This is a genomic window from Frankia sp. CcI49 (genome assembly GCF_001983215.1).
GTDB classification, from domain to species: Bacteria; Actinomycetota; Actinomycetes; order Frankiales; family Frankiaceae; genus Parafrankia; species Parafrankia irregularis.
The window spans coordinates 284,772-309,700 of the sequence record NZ_MOWP01000027.1 but is presented as its reverse complement, the minus strand read 5'-3'; the positions used below and the strand labels follow the sequence as shown (position 1 = coordinate 309,700).

Annotated in this window: 16 protein-coding genes and 2 riboswitches; of the genes, 8 read left to right on the top strand and 8 right to left on the bottom strand. The window is 71.5% G+C overall.

Features of this window, described 5'->3' with window-relative positions; genetic code table 11:
* The first annotated feature begins 4 nt into the window (after positions 1-4).
* Positions 5-829, top strand: coding sequence for an acyl-CoA thioesterase domain-containing protein (locus tag CcI49_RS43545; RefSeq protein WP_063793372.1), 825 nt, complete (start codon positions 5-7; stop codon positions 827-829).
* A 49-nt stretch (positions 830-878) separates the two neighbouring features.
* Here the strand turns inward: CcI49_RS43545 and CcI49_RS24870 are convergent, their stop codons facing one another.
* Entirely contained in the window at positions 879-1,556 is a 678-nt protein-coding gene (locus CcI49_RS24870) for an enoyl-CoA hydratase-related protein (protein WP_241840225.1), read from the bottom strand.
* Positions 1,557-1,718: 162 nt separating this feature from the next.
* Here CcI49_RS24870 and CcI49_RS24865 point away from each other — a divergent pair, with 162 nt between their 5' ends.
* Complete coding sequence (locus tag CcI49_RS24865; protein WP_076829754.1) at positions 1,719-1,925, top strand: hypothetical protein; 207 nt, start codon at positions 1,719-1,721, stop codon at positions 1,923-1,925.
* Between the two features lie 7 nt (positions 1,926-1,932).
* Here CcI49_RS24865 and CcI49_RS24860 read toward each other — a convergent pair whose 3' ends face one another.
* Positions 1,933-3,513: a serine/threonine-protein kinase gene (locus tag CcI49_RS24860; protein WP_076829751.1), complete on the bottom strand. Its 1,581-nt coding sequence runs from the start codon at positions 3,511-3,513 to the stop codon at positions 1,933-1,935.
* 395 nt (positions 3,514-3,908) lie between these two features.
* Here CcI49_RS24860 and CcI49_RS24855 point away from each other — a divergent pair, with 395 nt between their 5' ends.
* The 4 genes from CcI49_RS24855 to CcI49_RS24840 all read left to right on the top strand — a co-directional run bounded on the left by CcI49_RS24855 (position 3,909) and on the right by CcI49_RS24840 (position 10,087).
* Complete coding sequence (locus CcI49_RS24855) at positions 3,909-4,127, top strand: hypothetical protein (RefSeq protein WP_054571439.1); 219 nt, start codon at positions 3,909-3,911, stop codon at positions 4,125-4,127.
* A gap of 528 nt (positions 4,128-4,655) precedes the next feature.
* A riboswitch (glycine riboswitch) is annotated at positions 4,656-4,749 on the top strand.
* A gap of 3 nt (positions 4,750-4,752) precedes the next feature.
* Positions 4,753-4,863, top strand: a riboswitch (glycine riboswitch).
* 105 nt (positions 4,864-4,968) lie between these two features.
* Positions 4,969-8,319, top strand: a complete 3,351-nt coding sequence (gcvP, locus tag CcI49_RS24850) for an aminomethyl-transferring glycine dehydrogenase (RefSeq protein ID WP_241840224.1) — start codon at positions 4,969-4,971, stop codon at positions 8,317-8,319.
* A 432-nt stretch (positions 8,320-8,751) separates the two neighbouring features.
* Positions 8,752-9,495, top strand: coding sequence for an FkbM family methyltransferase (locus tag CcI49_RS24845; protein ID WP_235498492.1), 744 nt, complete (start codon positions 8,752-8,754; stop codon positions 9,493-9,495).
* 139 nt (positions 9,496-9,634) lie between these two features.
* Positions 9,635-10,087, top strand: a complete 453-nt coding sequence (locus CcI49_RS24840) for a MaoC family dehydratase (RefSeq protein ID WP_054571437.1) — start codon at positions 9,635-9,637, stop codon at positions 10,085-10,087.
* A 256-nt stretch (positions 10,088-10,343) separates the two neighbouring features.
* Here CcI49_RS24840 and CcI49_RS39890 read toward each other — a convergent pair whose 3' ends face one another.
* From CcI49_RS39890 to CcI49_RS24820, 4 genes are all read right to left on the bottom strand, one after another.
* Positions 10,344-11,795: a class I SAM-dependent methyltransferase gene (locus CcI49_RS39890; RefSeq protein ID WP_241840223.1), complete on the bottom strand. Its 1,452-nt coding sequence runs from the start codon at positions 11,793-11,795 to the stop codon at positions 10,344-10,346.
* A gap of 169 nt (positions 11,796-11,964) precedes the next feature.
* Positions 11,965-14,523 (bottom strand): MMPL family transporter, encoded by a 2,559-nt coding sequence (locus CcI49_RS24830; protein WP_054571436.1) that lies wholly within the window; start codon positions 14,521-14,523, stop codon positions 11,965-11,967.
* Positions 14,524-14,960: 437 nt separating this feature from the next.
* A complete protein-coding gene (locus CcI49_RS24825; protein WP_241840222.1) occupies positions 14,961-16,574 on the bottom strand; it encodes a GGDEF domain-containing protein in 1,614 nt (537 codons plus the stop codon).
* 608 nt (positions 16,575-17,182) lie between these two features.
* Positions 17,183-18,310 carry a cysteine--tRNA ligase gene (locus tag CcI49_RS24820; RefSeq protein ID WP_076829849.1) on the bottom strand — a complete coding sequence of 376 codons (1,128 nt, stop codon included), beginning with the start codon at positions 18,308-18,310 and terminating at the stop codon, positions 17,183-17,185.
* Positions 18,311-18,893: 583 nt separating this feature from the next.
* Here CcI49_RS24820 and CcI49_RS24815 point away from each other — a divergent pair.
* Complete coding sequence (locus CcI49_RS24815; protein ID WP_054571434.1) at positions 18,894-19,964, top strand: hypothetical protein; 1,071 nt, start codon at positions 18,894-18,896, stop codon at positions 19,962-19,964.
* Between the two features lie 102 nt (positions 19,965-20,066).
* Here the strand turns inward: CcI49_RS24815 and CcI49_RS24810 are convergent, their stop codons facing one another.
* Complete coding sequence (locus CcI49_RS24810) at positions 20,067-20,933, bottom strand: TetR/AcrR family transcriptional regulator (RefSeq protein WP_076829745.1); 867 nt, start codon at positions 20,931-20,933, stop codon at positions 20,067-20,069.
* A 110-nt stretch (positions 20,934-21,043) separates the two neighbouring features.
* On the opposite strand from CcI49_RS24810, the gene CcI49_RS24805 reads away from it, so the two are divergent.
* Positions 21,044-23,569: an MMPL family transporter gene (locus CcI49_RS24805; protein ID WP_241840220.1), complete on the top strand. Its 2,526-nt coding sequence runs from the start codon at positions 21,044-21,046 to the stop codon at positions 23,567-23,569.
* Here the strand turns inward: CcI49_RS24805 and CcI49_RS24800 are convergent.
* Complete coding sequence (locus tag CcI49_RS24800; protein WP_198955621.1) at positions 23,529-24,917, bottom strand: glutamine synthetase family protein; 1,389 nt, start codon at positions 24,915-24,917, stop codon at positions 23,529-23,531. The two genes, CcI49_RS24805 and CcI49_RS24800, sit on opposite strands and share 41 nt — an antisense overlap.
* Positions 24,918-24,929: the final 12 nt, after the last annotated feature.

Genomic DNA, 24,929 nt, shown 5'->3' with positions numbered 1-24,929 from the left:
CGCGCTGGAGGACATCGACCGTGACGTCTTTCGTGCCCGGTGGCGCGGTGACGGTGACGAACCCGTCCACACCGGGCTGATCGCGGTGCAGGCTCAGCTCGCCGCCACCCGCACCGTGTCGAGCGGTCCGCCCGTCCATTCGCTGCACGCGCATTTCCCGCGGCCGGCGCAGGGGCGACGCACGATCGTCTATCTCGTCGACCGGGTCCGCGACGGCGGCGGTGCGACCTCCCGGCGGGTCACCGGCGTCCAGGGCGGTGAGGTGGTCTGTGTGATGTCCCTGCTCTTCCGGCCCAACGGGCGGACGGGACATCAGCTGAGGGCTCCGGCCGTTCCGCCGCCCGCGGATCTGGACCGCCCGTCCGAGGCCACCGGCCGGCTGATAGATCTGCGAGTCGTCGCGGATGGTGACGCCCGAGGCGCCGCACGGGCGTCGGTGCGCCCGGTGGCCTGGGTGCGGTTGGGCCAGGCCCTCCCGGATGATCCGCCTCTGCACGCCGGCGCGCTCACCTACCTGGCCGATCACGTGACAGCCGCCTTCGCCCGGCAGATGCTGGCGGCCTTCGTCCGAACGCGGCAGAACCCGCACCCCGACTCGGGGCCGGGCCCGCATCCGCATCCAGAACCGGGTCGGTCACTCCATCCGGCCAGGATGACCTCGCTTGACCACGCGGTCTGGATCCACCAGCCCTTCCGAGCGGATCAGTGGCTGCTCGTCGTGCGGGACAGCCCGTCCGGCTCCGGCTACCGGACGCTCACTCGGGCGTCCTTCTTCAGCCAGGACGGCCGGCTGGTGGCCTCGTCCACCCAGGACGCCGCACCCGCCTGATCACCGATCACCGATCGCTGATCATCGATCACCGGGTCGGAGCAGTCGGTCAGATCGGCACCTCGACGGCCTGGCCCGCGACCAGCCCGGCGACGGCCGTGGCGTACAGCCTCGACTTGATGGTGCCCAGCGTCGGGCCCGCCTTGCCGGTGAGCGGGCGGGCCATCCCGATCGCCGTCGGCAGCACCTTGTCCTGGTCCGCCACGCCGTCGATGATCCCGGCCGCAAGGGCGTCGTCGCCGCCGTACCGACGGCCGGTCGTCATCGCCTCGTGGGCGGTCCGGACTGGCAGCCGGGAGCGGATCAGGTCGGTGATCCCACCGCTGAAGGGGATGTCGATGTCGACCTCGGGGAAGCAGAAGTAGCCCCGGTCCACCCGCATGACCTGCTGGTCGTGGGTGAGCGCGAGCGCCGCGCCGGCGCCGAACGCATGCCCGCCGACCGCGGCCACGGTCGGCAGCCCCACGGTCACGAAGCGGGCGAACAGCACCCGCACCGACTGGATGAACGGCTCGATCTCACCGGGGTTCGCGGTCATCCACGTGAGGTCGAACCCGTTGCACCAGAACTTGCCGGACGCGGTCGTGACCAGGGCTTTCGGTGCCGGCGCGGCCACCACCTCGTCGAGGGCGAGGTTGATGGCGGCCACCGAATCCGGATTCAGCCGGTTCTCCCCGTCCCCCAGGTCCAGGATGAACACGTCACCATCGCGGTCGAGTCCTGACACGTGCCGCTCCTCGCGCACTCGTTTCCGGCTCCCGGCGGGGATCCCTTCCTGCCGACTATGCCGACCGGGGGGCCGTCATGCGCGACCTGGCGCGTTGTCTCACGCCCCGGTGAGTTCGCCCGACGCGTGGCCCTTTCACACGGCGCTGTGCGGTGACGGGCCGTGACGCAGGTCGCCGATCTCCCGTGCCCGGTTCCGGAGCCGCATGAGTGGGTCGACGGCCCCGGYCCCGACACGAAGCGTGCCTACGACGAGGCCATGGCTGACGTCGTCGCCGGCAGGTCGGTGATCCGTACGTCCGAGGAGGCCCTCGACGCGCTGCTGGCAGAGTCGGCCGCGGTCGGCACGCACGTCATCTTCCGGGGCTGATCGTCGGTCAGGGTTGCGCGGTGCATCTGTCGACGCCGCGGATGGGGGTGTCCCCATCGAAGTACGTCACCGCCGTCGCGGGCAGGTATCCCCATCCGTCGCGGTATCCGTAGCTGTTCGCCGCCGCCATGTCGCCCTGGGTGTACAGCCACCAGGTGCTCTGCCTACCCGTTGCGGTGGCGGGATTCGGCCGTCCCTGGATCTGGCAGACCACCCAGACCGCGTTGTCCTTCCTCATCAGGCCGGTGTCATCGAGCGGCTCGGTCGCGTCGGCGCCGATGTTGGCGTAGACCGGTGACTCGGCGTCCGTCGGGCACATGAACTGGCTCTTGAAGACGCGATCCTGGTAGTCACGGATCTCTTCGTATCGCACGCCGCATTTGTCAGCGGGGGTGATCGCCGGTGCCGGCGTGCTCGTGCTCACCGCATCGGTGCCGGTGCCGGCGTTCACGTCGGGGCCGGGGCTGGTGTCCGTATCGGGGCTGGTGGGGGCGGTGGGGCTCGTGCCCGCTGTGCTCGCGGGCGGCGCGGTGGAGCTGGCACTGGTCGTGAGCTCGGCGGCGTCATCCTGTTCGCCGTGGCGCGCAAGCTGCAGAAAGAGGGCGACCGCCCCGGCCGTCAGCAGCGCGGCCGAGCCGGCCACGGCCGCGACCTGCCACCCGCTTCGGCGCTGGCGCCGAGGCCGGGAGCGCTGCGGCGATTCGAGCGGTGCACCTGTGCTGTCCTCGCCGTACTCCTCGCCGCGCGGGCCTGTGCCCTGCCAGCCGGCTGAAGGGTAGGGGTCGCCGTGCTCCAGTTCGGTGAGCAGCGAGGTGAGCTCTGCTGTGACCTCATCCAGGCCCGGCCGCTGGTCCCGAGTGCGGGCGAGCATGCGGCGAAGGAGATCGTCCAGGGCTGGTGGTGCGTCCGGGCGATCGAGCGGCAGCATCTCGCCGGCCTGGATCCGGGTGAAGATTTCGGCCGGGGTCTTTCCGGGAAAGGGCGTGCGGTCGGTGAGCAGTGCGAAGAGCGTCGCGGCGAGCCCGAACACGTCCGAGGTGGTTTCCGGCTGCTCGCCGAGCAGCACCTCCGGTGCCGCGAAACCGGCGGTGAATGCCGCCGAGAAGGTCGCCGGGTCGAGGCCTTCCGCGACGCTGGCGATGCCGAAGTCGCTGAGCACCGGCTCGCCCGAAGCACGGAGCAGGATGTTCGCCGGTTTCAGGTCGCGGTGCAGAATGCCGTGCCGGTGTGCGGCATCCAGGGCGCGGGTCACCGGAACCGCGAGTGCCAGCACCTCCCGGACGGGCAGGGGGCCCTGGTCGATCACCCGGTCGCGCAGTGTTCCCGCCGGGAAGTACTCCATCGCGATGTACGGCCGGTGGTCGATCGTGGTTCCGGCGTCGAACACGGTGATGATGTTCGGGTTCCCGGTGAGCCGGCCGGTCACCCTGCATTCCCGGACGAACCGGCGCCGCGCGTCCGGATCGCGCAGGTCGGCATGCATGACCTTCACGGCGACCTGCCGATCGAAGATCTCCTGCTCGGCGAGGTGGACGGTGCTGAAACCACCGTGGCCGAGGTCCCGGAGGAACCGATAACCGCTGATCATCTGGCTTCCGCTCCTCGGGCGCGGCTCATCTCCGGCGACGTTACACCCGGTGATATAGCGCACGTCGCACCCAGGTCGCCTGCTATATGCGTGGTATCGGCGGATATCTCCTAGTGGGAAACATACCGGTGCCGGATGGTTCCGGTGAATCCGGTGGACCCGATAGCCGGGGCGCGTCCGGAGGGTTGCGTCCCGACCGGCTGGCTGCCGGCGGGGGTCTGGCTGTCGGTGGGGTCCGGCAGTCGGCGGCAGAGGGCTGGCTGTCGGTGGCCGTTGGGATGACCAGGGTCTGATCCGGGCATGTCGACATCGAGGGCGGGATCCGGGCCGGCAATCACCGGCCGGATGGATCGTCCGAGGAGCGTGCAACGGCGGCGGATGTCAGGAGGTTGGACATGTCGCACCAGGTCGTAAAGGGTGGACGGCACACGGAGCCAGCCGGGCAGGGCATTTCGGATGACGAGATGGCCCGGCAGGTGACGGACCAGACGTCGCACGACCGCCTCGCCAAGACCTTCTTCGAAGGGGAGCGGGGCGGGGCGCGCAGCGACGAGGAGGCCGCGAAGTTCCGCACCGCGCATCCGACGGGCAAGCGCGAGCGCGCCAGCGTCTAGTTCCAGTGAGCAGTATGGAGTCGCACCAGCGCTCTGCCCATCCGCTGCTTCCGAGCAGGAAGCGAGGATTTTGGCTGTTGGAGCAACCGAGATCCTCACTTCTTGCGGGTTGTCAGGTGGTGCCGCGTCCTGTTTGTCCTTATTAGTGCGAATTGCGGACGCCGTGTGGGGGTGCGGGATCCCCGGTGGGGCGACGCCGTGTGGGGGCGCGGGACCTCCGGTGGGGCGCCGTGCGGTGGGCCGACCGCGGTGACCTGCTCAGGTGGCGGACCGTGATCCGGCGGTGGGGCGGGTCCGGTTGCTGAGCGCCTGGGCTTGCGAGGGCGACGACGATGTCGCGGACGAGACGGTGGCCTCGCGGACTTTGAGCGGGTTTGCAAGATCTTTGGCGGCCGGCGACAGGGCCGACTAGCCTATGCGGCGGGACCAGCGTCACCGCGCACCCGCGTCAACCGCACCATGGCTGTCTGCAACCCGGCCACCTGCAACCTGGCCACCCGCAACATCGACAACTGCACATCGCGCCGCTCACACCCGTGCGGGAGAGCTCCGGGCCAGCCTCGGAGCGCCGAAGGAGCAAGATCTCCCCACAAACTCTCAGGCTCAAGACCGCCGGGTCAGGCGACTCTGAAAAGCGGACACGAGGACTGTGTCCCGCCGACGGTGCAAGTCGGCCGCTGGTGTCCGGGTGACCCCGGGCGTGGTGGCCGGCGAAGCTCTCAGGCTCATGACAGAGGGGGAGGCCCGCCGCGACGCGGGCGGGGGACCACAGCCGTCCGGTGTCGTCACCGTTCGGTGTGGTCTCTCTTCGGCGTCGCACGACCTCCGGAGCGAAGCGACGATGACCACCGAGATCACCACTGCGGCGACGCCGCCGGATTCCTCCGCTCAGCCCGCCGACACTGGCGGCGGTACCGCTGACGGCAGTGCCACGAACGGCGCGGCTACCACGAACGGCGCGGCTACCACGAACCGCGCGGCTACCACGAATGGCGCGGCTACCACGAATGGTGCCGGCACCACGAACGGCGCGGCTACCACGAACCGCGCGGCTACCACGAATGGCGCGGCTACCACGAATGGTGCCGGCACCACGAACGGCGCCGGTACGACGACTGGGCGTGAGGCCGGGTCCGAGCGCCAGGCGCCCCCGCGGCAGCGGCCCGAGCCGGGCGCCGCGCTCGTGGTCGAGGCGATCCCGCGGTTCGTCGACCGCCACATCGGCCCGGATGACGCCGACCGGATGGCCATGCTCGATCTGCTGGGCCTGGGCTCGCTGACCGCGCTCACCGACGCGGCGGTACCCGCCGCCATCCGGGACACCGAGCTCGATCTACCGCCGGCGGTCACCGAGACGGAGGTCCTCGCGGAGCTGCGGGCGCTGGCCGGTCGTAACCGCCGCGTCACCTCCATGATCGGCCTGGGTTTCAGCCCGGCGGTCATGCCGGGGGTGATCCAGCGCAACGTGCTCGAGAACCCGGCCTGGTACACGGCCTACACGCCGTACCAGCCGGAGATCTCGCAGGGCCGGCTCGAAGCCCTGCTGAACTTCCAGACCATGATCACGGACCTGACCGGTCTGGCGGTCGCGGGTGCCTCGCTGCTCGACGAGCCCACCGCCGCGGCGGAGGCGATGCAGATCGCCTACCGCGCCACCCGGGGGAAGCGCTCCACCTTCCTGATCGACGCGGACACTCTGCCCCAGACCGTCGCCGTCGTCCGCACCAGGGCGGAGGCACTCGGCATCACCGTCGTCGTCGCCGACCTCCGGGACGGCCTCACCCCCCGGCCGACGCCGGCGCCGGGTGAGTCCCCCGTCCCGGCGGACGAAGCCACCGCGCTGTCGGACGCATCAGCCGGGCCCGCCGCGGCAGCGGTGGCAGCGGTCGCAGCCGACATCCTGCCGGACGTCTTCGGCGTGCTGCTGTCCTACCCGGGCGCGGACGGGGGCGTGCGCGATCCTCGGGGCCTCATCGCCCAGGCGCGGGAACGCGACATCGTCGTGACCGTCGCGGCCGATCTGCTGGCGCTCACGCTGCTGCGCGCCCCCGGCGGTCTCGGCGCGGACATCGTGGTCGGCACGACCCAGCGGTTCGGGCTGTCGCTGTCCTTCGGCGGCCCGCACGCGGGCTATCTCGCGGTGCGGTCCGGCCTTGAGCGGATGCTTCCCGGCCGGCTGGTCGGTGTCTCGGTGGACGCGGCGGGCGACCCCGCCTACCGCCTCACGTTGCAGACCCGGGAGCAGCACATCCGGCGGGAGAAGGCGACCAGCAACATCTGCACCGCCCAGGTGCTGCCGGCCGTGCTGGCCTCGATGTACGCCGTCTACCACGGCCCGGCGGGGCTGGCCGCGATCGCCGGCGCGGTGCACGCGCAGGCGGTGCGGCTGGCGGCCGGTCTGCGTGCCGGCGGCGTGGAGATCGTCCACGGCGAGTTCTTCGACACGGTGCTCGCCCGGGTGGCGGGGCGAGCCGGGCAGGTCGTGGCGGACGCCCTCGTGCACGGGGTGAACCTGCGGCTCGTCGACTCCGACCATGTCGGCGTCTCCTGCAACGAGACGACGGTGGAGGCGGATCTGCGTGCCGTCTGGGCCGCCTTCGGTGTGAGTGCTCCCGAGGGCCCGGCGCCCGAGGTGGCGTCCGCGGGGGTGGCGGTGTCGGTGCCGGCGGCGCTGCCGGCCGCGCTGCTCCGCGGGGAGGACGAGGCCTTCCTGACGCATCCGGTGTTCCACTCGCACCGGTCCGAAACGGCCATGCTGCGGTACCTGCGGCGTCTCGCCGACGTCGACTTCGCCCTCGACCGGGGCATGATCCCGCTCGGTTCCTGCACGATGAAGCTCAACGCGACGACCGAGATGGCCGCGGTCACCTGGCCCGACTTCGCGGACATCCACCCCTTCGCCCCGATCGACCAGGCGTCCGGGTACGTGTCGATGATCCGGGATCTGGAGCTGTGGCTCGCGCGGATCACCGGGTACGCCGCCGTCTCGGTGCAGCCGAACGCCGGCAGTCAGGGGGAGCTGGCCGGGCTGCTGGCCATCCGCGCCTACCACCGTGACCACGCCGAGCCGGGCGCGCCGGTGYGTGACGTCTGCCTGATCCCGTCCTCGGCCCACGGCACCAACGCGGCGAGCGCCGCGATGGCCGGCATGCGGGTGGTCGTGGTCGCCTGCGACGCGGAGGGCAACGTCGACCTGGACGACCTGACCGCGAAGGCGGCGAAGCACGCGTCGGTGCTGGCGGCCCTCATGGTCACCTACCCGTCGACGCACGGTGTGTACGAGGAGGGCATCGCCCGGGCGTGCGCGGTGGTGCACGACGCCGGCGGACTGGTCTACGTCGACGGGGCGAACCTCAACGCGCTGGTCGGGCTGTCGAAGCCGGGCCGGTTCGGGGCGGACGTGAGCCACCTCAACCTGCACAAGACCTTCTGCATCCCGCATGGTGGCGGCGGCCCGGGGGTCGGGCCGGTGGCGGTCGGCGAGAAGCTGGTGCCGTATCTGCCGAACCACCCACTGTGCCCGGAGGCAGGCCCCGAGACCGGGGTCGGGCCGATCTCGGGATCGCCGTGGGGATCCGCCGGCATCCTCATGATCCCGTGGGCCTACATCCGCCTCATGGGCGCGGACGGACTGCGGGCGGCGACGTCGGTGGCCGTGCTCAACGCCAACTACATCGCCCGTCGGCTCGCGCCGCACTATCCGGTTCTCTACACCGGGCGCAATGGTCTCGTCGCGCACGAGTGCATCCTCGATCTCCGGYCGTTGACCAAGGCGACGGGCGTGACCGTCGACGACATCGCCAAGCGCCTGATCGACTACGGGTTCCACGCGCCGACCATGTCGTTCCCGGTCGCCGGGACGCTGATGGTGGAGCCGACCGAGAGCGAGGACCTCGGCGAGATCGACCGTTTCTGCGACGCGATGATCGCCATCAGGGCCGAGGCCGCCAAGGTCGGCGACGGCGTCTGGCCGCGGGACGACAACCCGCTGTGCAACGCTCCGCACACCGCCGCGATGGTCACGGGGGACGACTGGGACCACCCGTACCCGCGGTCCGTGGCGGCCTACCCGGTCGCGTCGCTGCGGGCGGCGAAGTACTGGCCGCCGGTGCGGCGGATCGACGGCGCCTACGGGGACCGCAATCTGGTCTGCACCTGCCCGCCGGTGGAGGCCTTCGACTCCCGGGACTGATCCGGGCGGTGAACCGGGCCTGGCCCGGGCCTGATCGGTCGGTGTGCCAGGCCGGTTCGGGCAAGTCTGGGCCTGTTCGGAGCCTGGTCCGGGCCTGAACTGGCCCGGACCAATGCCTGGGCTGTCCGGTTTCCGTCCGGTTTCTGACCACCTTCGGGCCTTGACCTGGAGCTGGTACGTGGTGGCGCAGCTGGGCACAGTGTCCGGACTGTGGCCAATGATGGGGGTGGCGGTGGGCCCTCCCGGGCGACTTGTCACAATTGGCGCGACGGCGAAGTGCGCGGTGTTGTGCGTGACAGCACAGACCGCACATTTTTCGGACAACCAGCCTGGATGGCCCAGCCCGGCGGCGAGCGCAGCGAAGCGCAGCCGGCGTCGGGCCCGCGCCGGACGGATGGCTCGCGAAAGGGACGTTCCGCGATGCAGGAGCAGATGAACAGACAGCTCGGTCAGCTCCGCCAGACCGCGGTCGAGCTGGGTCTGGGGCCGGCGCTGAAGCTGGTCCGCCGCACCGTGCTGCCCAGCGCCCGCCGCAACGCGGTCGATGACCAACACCTCGCGCTGCTGCTCTCCTTCGTGCTCCAGGAGGACTCCAACTGCATCGACGTGGGTGCGCACCGCGGCGACGTGCTCAAGTCGATCGTGCTGCACGCCCCGCGCGGTGAGCACATCGCCTACGAGCCGCTTCCGCACCTTTTCGAGTACCTCTGCCTGGAGTTCCCGACCGTCACGCTGAAGCAGGCCGCGCTCGCGGAGAAGTCCGGGGTCAGCCCGTTCGCCTACGTCCGCAGCCGGCCGGCGTACAGCGGGCTGCGTCAGCGGACGGCGGAGGGCGCCGAGGAGGTCGAGGAGATCGAGGTCGTCGTCGAGGTGCTCGACGAGACCCTCCCGCCCGACCACCGCCTGGACCTGATCAAGATCGACGTCGAGGGTGCCGAGTACGGCGTGCTGAAGGGCGGGCAGAAGCTGCTGGCCACGAACCGCCCGTACATCATCTTCGAGTTCGGTGCCGCCGCCCGGAAGTACGGGACCACGGCGGAGGAGATGTACCGCCTGATCGACGGCGATCTGGGTCTGCGGATCTTCGACATGGACGGAACCGGCCCGTACACGCTCGGCAGCTTCCGCCGCACCTTCGACAGCGGCAGCCGCTTCAACTTCGTCGCGCACGCCTGACGCGGAACCCGAACGCGAGGCCTGAACGCAGGGCCCGAACGCGAGGCCTGAACGCAGGGCCGGGCACGCTCCGCAGTGAGCGTCCCGGCCCCGCGTCGTTCCCGGTGCGTGTCAGCGACGGCTTCGAGATACTCGCCAGATGGCGACGATCGACGGAATCGACGGGTTGAGGAAGCTGCAGGGCCAGGAGCTGGGCACCAGCTCGTGGCGGGAGATCACCCAGGAGCAGGTGAACGGTTTCGCCGACGCCACGGGCGACTGGCAGTGGATCCACGTCGACGTGGAGCGGGCGAAGGACGGGCCGTTCAAGACCACGATCGCCCACGGCTATCTCACGCTGTCGCTGATCCCGGTGATCTCCGCTGACGTCGCGCAGGTCACCGGGATCAAGCTGGCGCTGAACTACGGCCTGAACAAGGTGCGCTTCCCGCAGCCGGTCCCGGTCGGCTCCCGGGTCCGCGGCATCGTCCGCAACCTGTCGGTCGACGACGTGCCCGGCGGTGTCCAGGCGGTCAACCAGGTCACCATCGAGATGGAGGGCGCCACCAAGCCGGTCTGCGTGGCCGAGACGGTGGTCCGCTACCTGGCCTGAGGCCCTTCCCGGTCACCTGTTGGGCCTCGCGGTCGCGATCAGGGGCCCAGCAGCGCTTGGCGGGTCGCAAGAGTGAAGGATTCTGGTCGCTCCAACGACCAGAATCCGCACTTCTTGCGGGATGCCAGGTGCACCCCTGCCTATTTTGCCCCTCTTGAGACGAATTGTCGGTGCCTGCGGGGGCGGGTGCGGGATTCGGACTCCGTACCGGCTACCGGCTACCCGTGCGACCGGTGCGCCCTGCGACCGGGCGGGCTCAGCCGCGGGGCGCGCCCACCGTGGCGGTGACGATCCGGATGGTCGGACGCCAGTGCAGGCCACCAGCGTCCACCGACGGCGCGTGCCACCGGGTGAGGTCATCGATCATCGCCGGGAGGTCGGCGTTGTCGACCTTCTCGAGCATCGAGCGGACCGCGGTGCCCCACGCCCAGTGCCACCAGTGCTCCACGTCGCGGAAGACCAGGTCGGTGGCGACGAGATCGTCCCGGGTGAGTTCGAATCCGGCCGCGGTGAGCGCCCGGGCCAGTGCGCCTTCCGCCAGGATGGCCTGCCCGGGCCGGCGGTCGGCCGCGCCCAGGCCGGTCGCCAGGCGAAGCGGGTAGTCGGGCCGGCTCCACAGCGGGTCCGGGGCACCGAAGACGCTGACGGCCAGCCGCCCGCCGGGCCGCAGCAGGCCGCGCCACCGCGCGAGCGCTCCCGCCGGGTCGGGCAGCAGGAACAGGCCCATGCCGCAGAGCAGCACGTCGGCACTGGCCGGCTCGACCGGAGGATTCGTCGCGTCGGCGACCGCCACGGTCGCCCAGGGCAGCGAGCGGGCGGTGACGTCGGCGGCGGTCAGCGCGACCATGGTCGGCGCCAGATCGAAGGCGCGAACCGAACCGGTGGGCCCGGTCGCCTCGGCGGCGGGGATGAGGACGGCGCCGCGCCCGCAGGCGAGATCGACCACGTCCTCGCCGGGCCGGACGCCGGCGGCGCTGACCAGCGTTCGGCCCAGCGGGCGGAAGAACGGGATCCCGTGGACGTCGGCGTCGTAGTCGTGGGCCGCCCGCTCGAAGACCATGGTGCTGGGACGGGGGGCCGGCACCGACCCCGGCCCCGGCGACGAGGCACTGCCGCGCTGGCCGGCGTCGGTGCCCGTGCCTGCGCCCGTGCCGGCGTCGGTGCCGGTTGACAGGTCTGATCCTCGGTCAAGGCCGTTGCTGGTGGCGGTCACGGTTACAGTGTCCGCCCTGGCGTCGGCGCCGAGCCGGGTGCCGGCCGCAGCGGTCCGCCTGCCGGTGAGGTCGGTGATCAGGTTCACCGCGGGGTCGTCCGGCTCGAAGCGGCTCACCTCGACGCCGGCGAGCCCACGACTGGACAGCCACTCCTCGGCCGCGTCGAACCCGGCGAGCAGTTCCAGGCGGCGCAGGTCGAGGCCGAGCCGGCCCAGACCGGCGGGTTCGAGGTCGGCGAAGGTGAAGCCGCCGAGCTCAAGACCGCCCGCCGGCGGGTGCGCCGCGAGCCACCCGCCGCGGGCGGGGCTGACGCTCGGGCTCCGGACCGGAATCCGGACCGGGTCGTCGTCGCGTTCCGGGGTCGTGCCCCGACCCTGCGCGCCGGGCGGCAGGATCCGCTCGACAGTGATCTCGTCGATGGTGAACCCACCCATGGAGATCGTTTCCATCGCGATCCCGTCCACGGTGAGCCCGTCCATGGTGAGCTCGTCCACGCCGCGTCGCCTTCTTCCTCCGGGCCGCCTGGGGCGACTTTCTGCCTATGGCGTCTCAGCTAATCAGGACAGATCCCCCCATTCCGCCACCCAGATCGGGGCTAGCCGGCTGATCGAAAGTGCTAACCGCCGGCCGTCGACACCCGCTCTGACCTGCGGAAACGGAATCTCATCGGTGCAGTTCGCGGCCGTTGGCCGAATGGTCGATCGGCTCGGTTGAGACCTGTGTGGGGATGCCCGAACCGGCCATCACGGGGCCGGAAGGAGGTTTAAGGCGATCTGTCCCACCCGACTTCGGGCTGGTCCCGGAGTCGGGGCCACCCCCGTCGGCGGGCGGCGGGTCGGGTGCCGGACCACCCCCGGTGGCCATCGACCCGCGGCCGGTCGGCTCCCCGCCGCCCGCCCCCGCCTTCCGTCCGGTGCCGGCGCCGGTGTCGGTGCCGGTGCTGCCTTTCCTGCCGGACCCGGCCTTCCTGGCGGTGGCGTGGTCGGCCGCCCTGCCGTCGCCGGCCTGGTCCGGCCGCATCGCCGCGGCGGCGGCCGCCCCGGGAGCGAAACGCTCGCCGTGCACGTCGACCTGGGGCAGCAGCCGGTCACACCACCGCGGCAGCCACCAGTTCGCCCGGCCCAGCAGCGCCATCGTGGCCGGCACCAGCACCAGGCGGATCAGCGTCGCGTCGACGAACACCGCGACGGCCATGCCGACGCCGACCATCTTCACGGTCACGTCCGGGTCGAGGGCGAACCCCGCGAAGACGGCGATCATGATGAGGGCGGCGCTCGTGATCACCCGGGCGGTCGAGGCGAGGCCACGCACCACGCTGCCGCGCGGGTCGCGGGTGACCACCCAGTCCTCCCTGATCCGGGAAAGCAGGAAGACCTCGTAGTCCATGCTCAGCCCGAACAGCACGGTGAACATCAGGACGGGCAGCCAGCTCGACATCGGGACGCTGTGCGGCAGTCCCAGAAGATCGGTTCCCCATCCCCACTGGAAGACCGCCGTCACCACGCCGTAGGCGGCGGAGATGGACAGCAGGTTCATCGCGGCCGCCTTGAGGGCGACCACCGGCGACCGGAAGACGACGGTCAGCAGCAGGATGGACACGCCGACCACGAAGCCCACGACCCACCAGAGCCGCTCGGCCAGCAGCGCGGACAGGTCGGCGAAGATCGCGGTGGTGCCGGTGACGTCCACGCCGGGTGGCAGGACGTCGGCGCGCAGCCGGTTGACCAGCTCGGTCGAGGCGGCGTCGCTCGGTCCGGTCGTCGGCACCACCTCGATCACCGCCGCGGTGCCGGACGGTGCGACGACCGCCGGCGTGACGGACGCCACCCCGGGCACCGCGGCGACCTTCGTGGCCAGTTCGGCCAGGGCAACGGGCGGGAGCCGCCGCAGGTCGACGGCCAGCAGCAGGGGGCCGTTCGCGCCGGGCCCGTACTCGCTGGAGATCAGGTCGTAGGCGCGTCGCTGGGTGACGTCGACCGGCTGGCTGCCGGCGTCCTGTGGCCAGGTGCGCATCGTCAGGATCGGCGCGCTGAGCGTCAGCAGGATGATGAGCGCGCCGAAGGCCCACGGGCCCGGCCGGTCACCGATGCGCCTCGCCCAGGCGGCGGTCAGGGTGCGTCGCGTGGCGGTGGAGGGCTCGCCCGAGCCGAGGAGGGCTCCGGGGGAGGATGCTCCGCTGCCGGCCGCGGCGACCGAACGGGCGACGGATCGGGCCGCCAGCAGCTCGGCGTGGTTGCGGCGCCGCAGGACCCGCAGATCCGCGAGGCCGCACAGCGCCGGCACGAGGGTGATCGCGACCAGCACGACCGCGATCACGACGGCGGCCGTCGTGAACGCCGTCGTCACATAGGTGCTGAGGCCGACGAGCCGCAGCCCCGTCAACGACAGGATGACGGTGAGCCCCGCGAAGACCACCGAGGCGCCGGCCGTGGCGTTCGCCCGGCCCGCGGCCTCCCGCACCGACAGCCCGGCCCGCAGCCCTTCCACATGCCGGGTGACGAGCAGCAGCGCGTAGTCGATGCCGACGCCGATGCCGACCATCGAGGCCAGCGACGGCGCGATCGAGCTCACCGTGGTCACCGCGGAGATCAGGGTGATGCACGACGCCCCGATCCCCAGACCGATCATCGCGACCGCGATCGGCACCCCCGCGGCGACCAGCGACCCGAAGGCGATCAGCAGGATCAACAGGGCCAGCGCGACGCCGGTCGCCTCCGCCCGGCCGTCGACCTCCTGCAGGTTCTCCGAGATCTGGCCGCCGACGTCCACCTGCAGTCCCCGCTGGGTGGCCGGGGTGGCCGCGGTGAACAGGTCCGCCAGTGCCTGCTCCGCGTCCATGTCGGCGACCGGATCCGTGTAGTTCACGGTGAGCAGGGCGGTGTCGCCGTCCCGGGACAGCTGGGGCGGGCTGGCCACCACAGCTGACGGCAGGGCGGCGAGCCGGGTTCGCACGGTCGCCAGCAGGCCGGCATCCAGGGGGGTGCCGTCGGGATCGTGCACCACGACCCGGGCGTCGGCGCCCGCGAGGTTCGGAAAGTTCGCGCGCAGCAGGTCCGTCCCGTGCTGCGAGGCCGTCATCGGGGCGCTGAAGTCGTCGTGGGGCTCGCCGCCGGAGCCGGCCGCGAGTCCCAGTGCCACGACGAGGGTGGCCAGCCACATCCCGATGACCCGCCACGGCCGGGTGGCCGCGGCAGCTCCGATCCGGTACAGCAACCCGGACATCAGTCCTCCTCGACTCCGCTGGGCCGACGTGGGCGGTGGACGTGGGCGTGGATGTGGATGTGGGCGTTGGGGTGGTGCACCGCTGGGCGCCGTTCCGCCGCGGGGAGCGGGAGCGGGGGAGCGGGGAACGGCGTCGAGAGCGCCTCGTCCGACTGTTCGGGCGGGACGCTCGGATGGGTGTCGCGGGGGAGGGAGGGGGGTGGTGTGTTCGGCGCTACACGCCGGTGGGAGGATCGAGGTTTCTTCGTTCCAGGTGAAGGCTCGAGCTCTCCGCGGAGATTACGTCGCGAAAGGCGCCCTAAACGGGCAAATCGCGCATACCACTCAGGGTGCGTCCTGGCGATGACGCGTGCCGGCACGTCGGACGCCTGTCATGTCGCGTAGCCGACGAAACCCGGTGCCTGTCGGTGCCCCATCGGGCCTGTCGGTGCCGGGCCTCAGAGCGCTTCGGCTGCTCCGCTGACCGCGAGCTGGTCGCCGTCCGCGGGCGCCCCGATGGTCCCGCTGACCGCGACCTGGTCACGCCCCGCGCTCTTCGCCGCGTACAGCGCGCTGTCGGCCGCCGCGACCAGGCCGAACGTGTCCGCGGCGTGGGTCGGTATGGCGGCCGCGCCCACCGACACCGTGACCGCGACGAGCTGCTCGACGGCCGGACGTGGCCCGTCGCCCGGCCGCGGCGGGTCGGTGCGCCGGCCCGGCGGGTCGAGGTGACCGCCCGGCGAACGGGTGCCGACCCGGATCGGCGTGGCGCAGACCTGGCGGCGCAGCCGTTCCCCGACGGCCGCGAGGTCGATCTCGGGCAGGTCCGTGACCAGGACGGCGAACTCCTCACCGCCGTACCGGCCCAGCACGTCACCGGGCCGGGTCGCGGCCCGCAGCCGGCGTGCCACCTCGACCAGGACGTCATCCCCGACCGGGTGCCCGAACCGGTCGTTGATCGACTTGAAATGGTCGACGTCGATCAGGAACAGACCGAGGCGGTGGCCCTCCCGCAACGCGCGGTCGACCGCCGCGGACAGCTCACCGTCCAGGTGGCGGCGGGTGTGCACGCCGGTCAGACCGTCGGTGATCGCGGCCTGGTGCTGGTCCGCGACCAGACCCGCCATCCGGAAGATGATCAGGACGAACATCGCGCCGCTGGAGACGGCGACGACCACCAGGCCGTCGGTCTCGCCGCGAACGCTCTGCACCGTCAGCACGATCGGCGCGACCAGCGCCGCCGCGGTGAGCGCCAGCAGCCGGGACGTCGACAGGACCGCCGTGCTCCGTTTCCGGGTGCTGGTGAGCTCGCGCATGCTCGGATGGAGGGCGGCGCCGCCGAGCCCCAGCGCGCCGAGCAGGGCGACGAGCTGTGCGCCGCCGCCGAACTGGTCCGTCCCGTCGATCTGCCGCGGCAGGTAGAGCAGCGATGCGGCCAGGACCGCCGAGAGATGGGTGAGGAGCAGGTAGCCGGCCGGTCCGCGCCGGCCGCGGTCGAGCACCAGCAGCAGGCCGGCCGCGAACAGCGCCGGGAACGAGGCGGCGTAGGCCAGCGCGGTGACGCGGGTCGCGAATGAGGACGAATGCTCCGCCGACAGGCCTGGGGCGATCACATAGACCCAGGCGACGAGGGCCCCCGCGACCCCGATGGTCGCACTGTCCAGCACGTCGGTGAGCCCACCGGGCAGGCCACGCCGGCGGGCCAGCACGACGACGCCGGCCACCAGCAGTGGGTACTGGGCCAGGTAGCAGACGTCCCAGAGCCCCGGGAAACGGTGCCGGTCGAGCAGGTTCCCGATGCCGTAGAGCAGCGAGTCGCCGACGGTCGCCGTGGCCTGGGCGGCGGCGAACAGCCACCACGGCAGCGTGGCCGCCGGGCGGTGCCGGCGTACCCCCACGCACACCGCGGCCGTGGCACAGACGCCGGCCAGCAGCTCGACGGCGGTGCGCCCGGCCGACACGGTGCCAGCTGCCGACAGCGCCCAGAAGACGACCAGCAGACCGATCCCGCCGCCCAGCGCCAGGGCCCAGCGGCGGTCGGACGACGGCCGCATGGCTCGGGGTGCGGTCACCGATCACCGGGAATCGCCGGCGACCGGGTGCCGGGCGGAAGCGACCGGGGCATGAGCAGCGTCTCCGAATACGAATGCGTGAAGCTGCGGAGGCGCCGGTGCAGGGGCGCGGGTCCGCGGGAGCGGGGTCCGTGGGTTGTGGTGTGGGGGATCGCGGAATCCGAACGCCGGAGACGCTGGACGGGCGCACTCCCAGCAGCCGGGGCGCCGGTGCGGCCCGCAACGCCACCTCGTACCCGAGACGGCCCGAGTACCGGAGGTAGCCCGACAAAAGCGCTTCAGCCCGTTGGGCCGGACCTGGACCACAACAGAACCATCCTGATGGTAGCTCCGTGTGCACGATCCTTTGACGCAGGGTATGAGCTTTTGTCTGATTCTTGTGTCGCGGCGTCGGCCCGGTACGCCGGGTGTGGGCGAGTGCGCGGTCCTGTCGTGGCTCGACCCACGGTCAGCCGGTGAGCAACCGGTGATCAGTCGGTGATGGTGGCGGTGCCGTTGCCGGCGGAGGCAGTCTCGGGGTGGCGCGAGCGCAGAGCCATCAGAAAGCGCAGAGCCATCAGAAAGCGCAGAGCTGTTGGAAGCACGGCGCTGTCCGAAGCGCGGAGCTGTCAGATCAGCCCCAGGACGGAGATGAAGCGCCGGGCCGCGTCGCCGCCGGCCTCCAGCGCCACGGCCTGTGCCCGGACGGTGTCGAGGTTGTCGAGCAGCGCCGCGTCGACCTCCGCCGCGGCCGGGCTCTCCCGCTCGCCACCGCCGCCACCGCCGGGCCGCGCCGCGGCCGCATAGAGCGCGTCGAGCGCCGCCTCGGCCGCGCCGAACGCCGACTCGTCGAAGTCCCAGTCGGCGTCCCACGCGCGCCCGAGGCAGAGCAGCCGGAGGGCGGACGGTGTGTGCCGGGTCAGCAGGTCGTCGACGAAGGCGAGGTTGCCCAGGGACTTCGACATCTTGACCCCGCCCACCCGGACGGTGCCGGGGTGCAGCCAGGCCCGCGCGAACGGCCGGACGCCCGTCGCCTGCTCGGCCAGCAGCGACTCCACGGCGTGGTGCGGGAACCGCAGGTCGGCGCCGCCGACATGAAGATCGATACTGGAGCCGAAGGTCGACAGCACCATCGCCGCGCACTCGGCGTGCCAGCCGGGACGGCCCGGCCCCCAGGGGCTGGGCCAGCTCGGAAACTCACCGTCGGCCGGGTCGGCCCGCCAGACCGCGACGTCGAGCGGGTCGTCACGGTTCGGATCCCGCGGGTCGTCGTTGAACTCGGCGGCGAGAGCGATCGCCGCGGCCCGGTCGAGGCCGGCGCGGTCCGCAGCCTCGGCCGTGCGGGCGTAGACGGTGCCGTTGCGTTCGTAGGCATGACCGGCGCGCAGCAGCGCGGTCGTGAGCTCGATCACCCGGGTCACCGCGGCGCGCGCCGTCGGCTCGTGGTCCGGTGGCTGGATCCCGAGCGCGGACATCGAGCGGTCGAAGGAGAACCGCTGCATCGCCGCGACCTGGTCGAAGGGCATCCCCAGCCGGCGGGCCTCGGCGAACATCGCGTCGTCGACGTCGGTGATGTTGCGGGCGAGCTCCACCTGGACCCCGGCCGCACGCCATACCCGCGCTGTCAGATCCGTCCACAGGTACGTGGCTGCATGGCCCAGATGTGTGACCGCATAGGGAGTGATGCCGCACACATAGACCCGGGCGCGGCCGACGACAGGGATCGGCGTCCGGCCAAGCCGGAGGTCCGGGCGCATCGGGTCCAGTACGACATCCACCACCTCAGCATGCCATCGTGTCGCCGAGCCGGCCTTCCCAACCGGGGCCCGACCAGCCGGGACGGCCGGGATCCACGCGGACGTGTCCGGACCCGCCGGGCGTCGTCCGGACAGCTCCCGGGTACACCGGCGAAGGGTCTGGTGTCCCGTCGTGTATCCCGTCGCGCCGGCCGGATGGGCGGCCGGCGCGACGGACGGCCGGGCGCCGGTGAACCTGGCCCGGGCCGGCGCGCCGAGCGGGCCGAAAGTGATGTTCTGGGGGACTCCTCCGGGGGAGTGACGATCCGTCGCGCAACATCCATACTTTGATCCCCGCACGCCGGCCGTGTGTTCCACGGCGGTCGGTCCCTGGGGGGATCCGCGGGTAAAGGTATGGAAAGGTGTGAAGAGGGAGGATCGCCAGCGGCGTCCGGTTGACCGGGGAGCGCCTGCCCGGAAAGCTTCGCCTGACGTGGTTCACGTGGTACGCGAACCATCAGGTGTTATGTCGGCCACGTCTGCGCGGGCGTGGTCGGACCTGGGGGGGTCTTAAGCCAAGAAAGGTCTCGAGAGAGGGGCGTCCGTGCGAACGCTCGAACCCACCACCCTCGACCTCGATGCGATCGAGGTGGACAAGCTCAACAGAGGCGTCACGCTAAGTCTGCTGATACCCGCCCGCGGGCCTGAGGCGGCGCGGGCGCTCGGGACCATCATCGCGCTCAACCGGCAACGGTGGATGCAGGAACGCAGCGTCATCGACGAGATCGGCGTAATAGTCGATCCGTCCTCGGACGGTGACGAGCACGATCTGGTGCGGATCGCGACGGAGGCGGGGGCGAGCTGGGTCGCCCGAGGCCAGTCCGTCATGGAACGGCACGCGGGGGCGGAGGACGCCGCGGCCGGTGGCAAGGCCGGTGCCATGCGCAGCCTCGCGTACCTCGCGTTCGGTAACCGGCTGATTTTCCACGACGCCGATCTTGAAAGTTATGACCCGATCACGGTCGGCGTTCTGGCGGCGGCGGCGACCGCCGGTAACGCTCCGCTATTCGTGAACGGAAGCTCGCGCAGGGTCACCGGTGACGGGCAGCCCGGCGGGCGAACGACCGAGATGCTGCGCTCGCTTCTCTCGAAGCAGCTCGCGCGTCATGTGCCGTCCATCACCCGGGCAATCCAGCCATTGATCGGGGAGTTCGTGATTGACGCCGACGTCTTTGCGTCGCTCGCGTTCTCGCGCGGTTACGGGGTGGAGACTTCCCTGAAGGTTCTCGCCCTGGACCTTCTCGACTACGCGGACTGTCTACAGGTCGAGCTGCCGATCAAGTATCAGGTTGGTCAGCACTACCACAACCTGGTCAAGCAGTTCCATGAGATCAGTTTCACAATCGATGTTCTCGAGGCCTACTTCCAGCGGCGGCGCCTCGATCCGCATGTCGCCGTCTGGCAGATTGCCGACAACTACGACCTCCTATTTCCGGGTCGTACCTATCCGCTGTACCGGCCACCCGGGTACGACGAGACCGATTTCGTCCCGCGGCTGGGCTTCTATCAGCCGCTGGCGACCTCGCCGGCCTACCAGGCGCGGCTGGGTGAGATCAAGAGTGCTCGCCGTGCCGCCCTCGACACTCTGAGTAGGAGGATGCGGACATCTGCCTGAACGTATGGCGGCAGGTCTGACCCGGCGGGGGTAGCAACGTCGCCAGACGGTGGCAACACCGCCGGAGCGGAGCCGCCCGCGCCGCTCCTGCGAGCGGTGTGGTCAGGCGGGCGGTAGAAACCGCGGCGCCGCTCGGCCGGCACCGGGCGGCGCCGCGCCGGCACCGGGCGGTGCCGCGCCGGTGCCGAGTTCGAACACGCCCTCACCGATGCCGGCCGCGACCCGGTCGGCACGGTCGATCACCTCGGCGAAGTCGACGGGTATCTGGCACCCGACCCGCACCAGCGCACCGATCATCTGCTGGTCGAAGAGCTCACCCGAGCCCCGGAGCGGCTCCGGGAGGTGACCGAACAGATCCAGCGCCAGCAGCCCGTGCAGCTGGGTCCACACCAGCATGCRGGCGGCATCGGCGACCGGGCCGAGGCCGGAGTCGTCGCAGTCCCACGCCTCGAACTGCCGGCGGAGGTTGGGTGACAGCTCGGCCTCCAACCCGCTCGGATCGAAGACGCCGGCCTCGATCGCCTCGGCCATGCACCGCAGGAGCACGGCGACGGACCGTTCGAGCTCGTCGAGCACTGCGGTCGACGGGTCGGTCAGGTCGTCGGGCTGCGGACCGAAGATCAGCGTGTATTCCGTCGGGTTCAGCATCGCCCAGCGCCGGTGGGAGCGGGCGACCAGCAGCCAGCGCACCATGTGGTCGTCCGTCGGCGCGGCGTCGAAGGCCGCCTCCAGCACGTCGGCGAGGGAGCTGTAGGCGTCCTGCGCCAGCACGTGGATCAGTGCGGCCCGGCTGTCGAAGTACCGGTAGATCGCGGACGGCGTCATCCCCATCTCGCGTGCCACGGCCCGCAGCGAGAGGCCGGCCGCACCGTGCTCGGTCAGCTGTTTGTGGGCGGCCTTCTTGATCTCCTCGATCGTTGTCTGGCGGAGGCGCTCGCGACGGGGGACTGGACGAGTCACAGTCGCCATGCTGCGGCCAGACTGCGATCGGTGTCAACTTCCAAGAACAAGGGTCTTGACAGAGAACGGTGTTCGCGAACACTGTTCTCTCAAGAGATCGCTTCTCTCGGGAGGGTCCCGTGTTCACCGCTGTAGCGAAGATCGTCACTCGCCGGCCGCGTCTCGTCCTGTTGCTCACCCTCATCGCACTGCTGGGCGCCGGTGCGCTTGGYCTCGGCGCGTTCGGCAAGCTCGAATCAGGCGGGTTCGACGATCCGGCGTCCGCCTCCAGCCGAGCCGCCGACCTCGTCGACGAGCGCTTCGGCGGGGAGCCGAACCTCGTCCTGCTCGTCACGGCCCGCCCCGACATCACCGGCCAGACTCAGGCCAGGCAGGCCGTCGACGACCCGGCGGTGGCGGTGGCCGGGCGCGAGCTGGCCGCCGATCTGGCCGCCCAGCCCGGGGTCACCAATGTGTCGTCCTACTGGACTGGCGCGCCACCGCTTAAATCCGACGACGGCCGCTCCGCGCTGGTCATCGCCAGCGTGGACGAGGACCATGCCAGCGACCTGGTCGCCCGCTACGAGGACGCCTACGAGGCCGGCCGGGTGCCAGGGGGCGACGCCGACTCGCCGGTCACCGTGCGCCCGGGCGGTGCGGCCACCGTCGGCGAGGACATCAACGGCCAGGTGGGCGCCGATCTCGCGGTGGCCGAGGCGATCGCGATCCCGATCACGACCGTGCTCATGATCATCGCCTTCGGTGGCCTGGTGGCCGCGCTCCTGCCGCTGGGCATCGGGCTCATGGGCATCCTGGGCGGCTTCGCCGTGCTGTCGGTGGTGGGCAGCCTCACCGACGTGTCGATCTTCGCGGTGAACCTCACCACGGCGCTCGGCATGGGTCTCGGCATCGACTACGCCCTGCTCATGGTCAGCCGTTTCCGTGAGGAGCTCGCCGCCGGCCGGGACCGGGCCGAAGCTGTCGCGGTGACGGTCCGCACCGCCGGGCGGACCATCCTCTTCAGCGGCGCGACGGTGATCGTCGCGCTCGCCGTGATGCTGGTCTTCCCGCCCTACTTCCTCAAGTCCATGGCCTACGCGGGGATCGCGGTCACGGCGGTCGCCGTCTTCGCCGCCGTGGTCGTCCTGCCAGCCGTGCTGATGCTGCTCGGGCCGAAGGTGAACGCCCTGCGGGTGGGTGGCCTGCTCGGCTTCCTGCGCCGCCGCCGGGCGGCCGGGACGTCCGCGGGTGCCGAGGGCGGCGCGGACGCTGCCGCCGGGAACGCGCCTCGGGAGACCGTCGAGTCGCCGTTCTGGCGGCGGGTGGCCACCATGACGATGCGCCGGCCCCTGCTGGCCGGGCTGCCGGTCATCGCCCTGCTCCTCGTCCTCGGCGCCCCGTTCCTTCACGTCGAGTTCGGCACGCCGGACGACCGGGTGCTGCGCGCCGACAACTCCAGCCGCGCGGTCGGAGACGTCATCCGCGGCGACTTCTCCTCCAACGACGCCGGGGCGATCGTGGTGGTGGTGACCGGTCCGGCCGAGGCCACCGGTCCGGACGAGATCGCCGACTACGCGGCCGCGATCTCGAAGATGGACGGTGTCGCCCGGGTCGACAGCGCCGCCGGCGTGCTGGTCGACGGCCGGACCGTGGTGCCGCCCGGTGCGTCCACCGAGCGCTACTCGGCCGAGAACGCCTCCTACCTGCGGGTGGTGCCCTCGGTGGAGCCGCATTCGGCGCAAGCGCAGGAGCTGGTCCACCAGGTCAGGGACCTCGCCGCCCCGGCCGGCACCGAGGCGCTGGCCGGCGGCCCGCCGGCGGTGCTCGTCGACGGCAAGGCCACGATGGCCAGCCACCTGCCGCTGGCCATCGGGCTCATCGCGCTGACGACCTTCGTCCTGCTGTTCCTGTTCACCGGCAGTGTGGTGCTCCCGCTGAAGGCGATCGTCCTGAACGGGCTGACGCTCACCGCCGTGTTCGGCGTCGCCGTCTGGATCTTCCAGGACGGCCATCTCGCCTCGTGGCTGGACTTCACCCCGGGCACGCTCGACACGTCGATGCCGGTGCTGCTGTTCTGCATCGCGTTCGGGCTGAGCATGGACTACGAGGTCTTCCTGCTCTCCCGGATCAAGGAGGAGTACGACGCGGGCGCGTCGAACACCGAGGCGGTCGCCGCCGGCCTGGCCCGCACCGGGCGTCTCGTCACGACGGCGGCGGCCCTGCTCGCGGTGACCTTCATCGCCTTCTCCACGTCCTCGGTCCGCTTCATGCAGATGTTCGGGCTGGGCACGGCGCTGGCGATCCTGCTGGACGCCTCCCTGATCCGCGGTGTGCTGGTGCCGGCGTTCATGCGGGTCGCCGGGCAGGCGAACTGGTGGGCACCGAAGCCGCTGCGCGCCCTGCACGCCCGCATCGGGCTGAGCGAGGCCGGCCCGGCCGGGAGCACCGTCGCGGTGCCGTCGGCCACTGTGTCGTCGGCCACTGTGTCGTCGGCCACTGTGCCGTCGGCCACGGTGGCGTCGGCCAAGGTGCCCGCCGACGGGACACCGTCGGAGGGGCCAGCATCCGACGGGACACCTTCCGGCCGGGTCCCGGCCGACCGGGCGCCGTCAGGTGGCGAGGGTGTCAGAACCGCTCAAAGCAGCGCCGGCGTTCCCAGTCCGTGACGGTTCGTTCGTAGCCGGCCAGCTCGACCTGCGCCGCGTAGGCGAGATGATCCACCACCGGCTGCCCGAAGGCGGCCCGGGCGACGGCGCTTTCCCGCCACGCCCGGGCCGCTTCGCGCAGTGAGGTGGGCAGCCTCGGGACGTCGTTCGCCGCGAAGGCGTTCCCGACCCGCGGCGGCTCCAGCGGCAGTCGATGCTCGATGCCGTACAGCCCGGCTGCGATCATCCCGGCGACGGCGAGGTAGGGGTTCGCGTCGCCGCCGGGCACCCGGTGCTCGATCCGCAACGAGCCCCCGGAGCCCACCACCCGCACCGCGCACGTGCGGTTGTCGTACCCCCAGGAGATTCCGGTCGGCGCGAAGGCGCCGGGAGCCAGCCGCTTGTAGGAGTTGACGGTCGGCGCGTACAGGAGGGTGAGCTCGGCCAGGCAGGCCAGCTGCCCCGCGACGAACCAGCGCATCAGCTCCGACATCCCGCCGCTGCCGCTGCTGCCGCCGCTGCCGCCGCCTCCGTGTTCGCCCGAGTTCTCGCTCTCGCCCGTGGCGGCGGCGAGGACGAGGCCGCCCTGCGAGGTGCGCAGGGACAGATGCACATGGCAGGAGTTCCCCTCGCCCTGGTCGTACTTGGCCATGAAGGTGAGCGCCCGGCCCGCCGCACCGGCGATCTTCTTCGCGGTGGTCTTGTAGAGCACGTGCTGGTCGCAGGTGCGCATCGCCTCGTCATAGCCGAAGACGATCTCGTACTGGCCGCGATGAACCTCGGCACGCGCGGATTCCACCCGGGCGCCCGCCACCGCCATCGCGGTGCGGATCGAGCGGACGAGATCGTCCAGGCGCTCGGTGCCGGCGAGCGCGTAGTCGATGTTGTAGCTGCTGGCCGGCGTGAGCCGGGTGTAGTCCCGGCGGGCGGCGTCGCGGTAGTTCTCCTCGAACACCAGGAACTCCGGCTCGGTGCCGGCCAGCGCACACAGGCCCAGGCCGGCCAGCCGGTCCAGCTGCCGGCGCAGCACCGTCCGCGGCGCGACCTCGACGGTGGAGCCGTCCGGCCAGAGCGCGTCCGCGATCACGATCGCCGACTGGGGCCGCCACGGCGCGCGGCGCAGCGTCGCCGGGTCGGGGATCAGCCGCAGATCCCCGAAACCGCCCTGCCAGGGGTCGTAGGCATAGCCGGGCCCGGTCTCCATCTCGACGTCGACCGCATAGAGATAGGTGCACGCGCCGACGCCGTCGCCGCCCAGCAGCCGCTCGCGGAAGTACTCCGGCGACAGCGTGGTGCCGAGCAGCCTGCCCTGCAGGTCGGGCGCGGCGACGATCACCTCGTCGACGCTGCCGTCGGCAAGCAGTGCCATCGCCTCCGGCGC

Excerpts from the sequence above, each read along its gene's own strand:
- CcI49_RS24860 (WP_076829751.1), bottom strand. The coding sequence starts at position 3,513 with ATGATCAGCGGTTATCGGTTCCTCCGGGACCTCGGCCACGGTGGTTTC.
- CcI49_RS24855 (WP_054571439.1), top strand. The coding sequence starts at position 3,909 with ATGTCGCACCAGGTCGTAAAGGGTGGACGGCACACGGAGCCAGCCGGG.
- CcI49_RS24845 (WP_235498492.1), top strand. The coding sequence starts at position 8,752 with ATGAACAGACAGCTCGGTCAGCTCCGCCAGACCGCGGTCGAGCTGGGT.
- CcI49_RS24840 (WP_054571437.1), top strand. The coding sequence starts at position 9,635 with ATGGCGACGATCGACGGAATCGACGGGTTGAGGAAGCTGCAGGGCCAG.
- CcI49_RS24830 (WP_054571436.1), bottom strand. The coding sequence starts at position 14,523 with ATGTCCGGGTTGCTGTACCGGATCGGAGCTGCCGCGGCCACCCGGCCG.
- CcI49_RS24820 (WP_076829849.1), bottom strand. The coding sequence starts at position 18,310 with ATGCGCCCGGACCTCCGGCTTGGCCGGACGCCGATCCCTGTCGTCGGC.
- CcI49_RS24800 (WP_198955621.1), bottom strand. The coding sequence starts at position 24,917 with ATGGCACTGCTTGCCGACGGCAGCGTCGACGAGGTGATCGTCGCCGCG.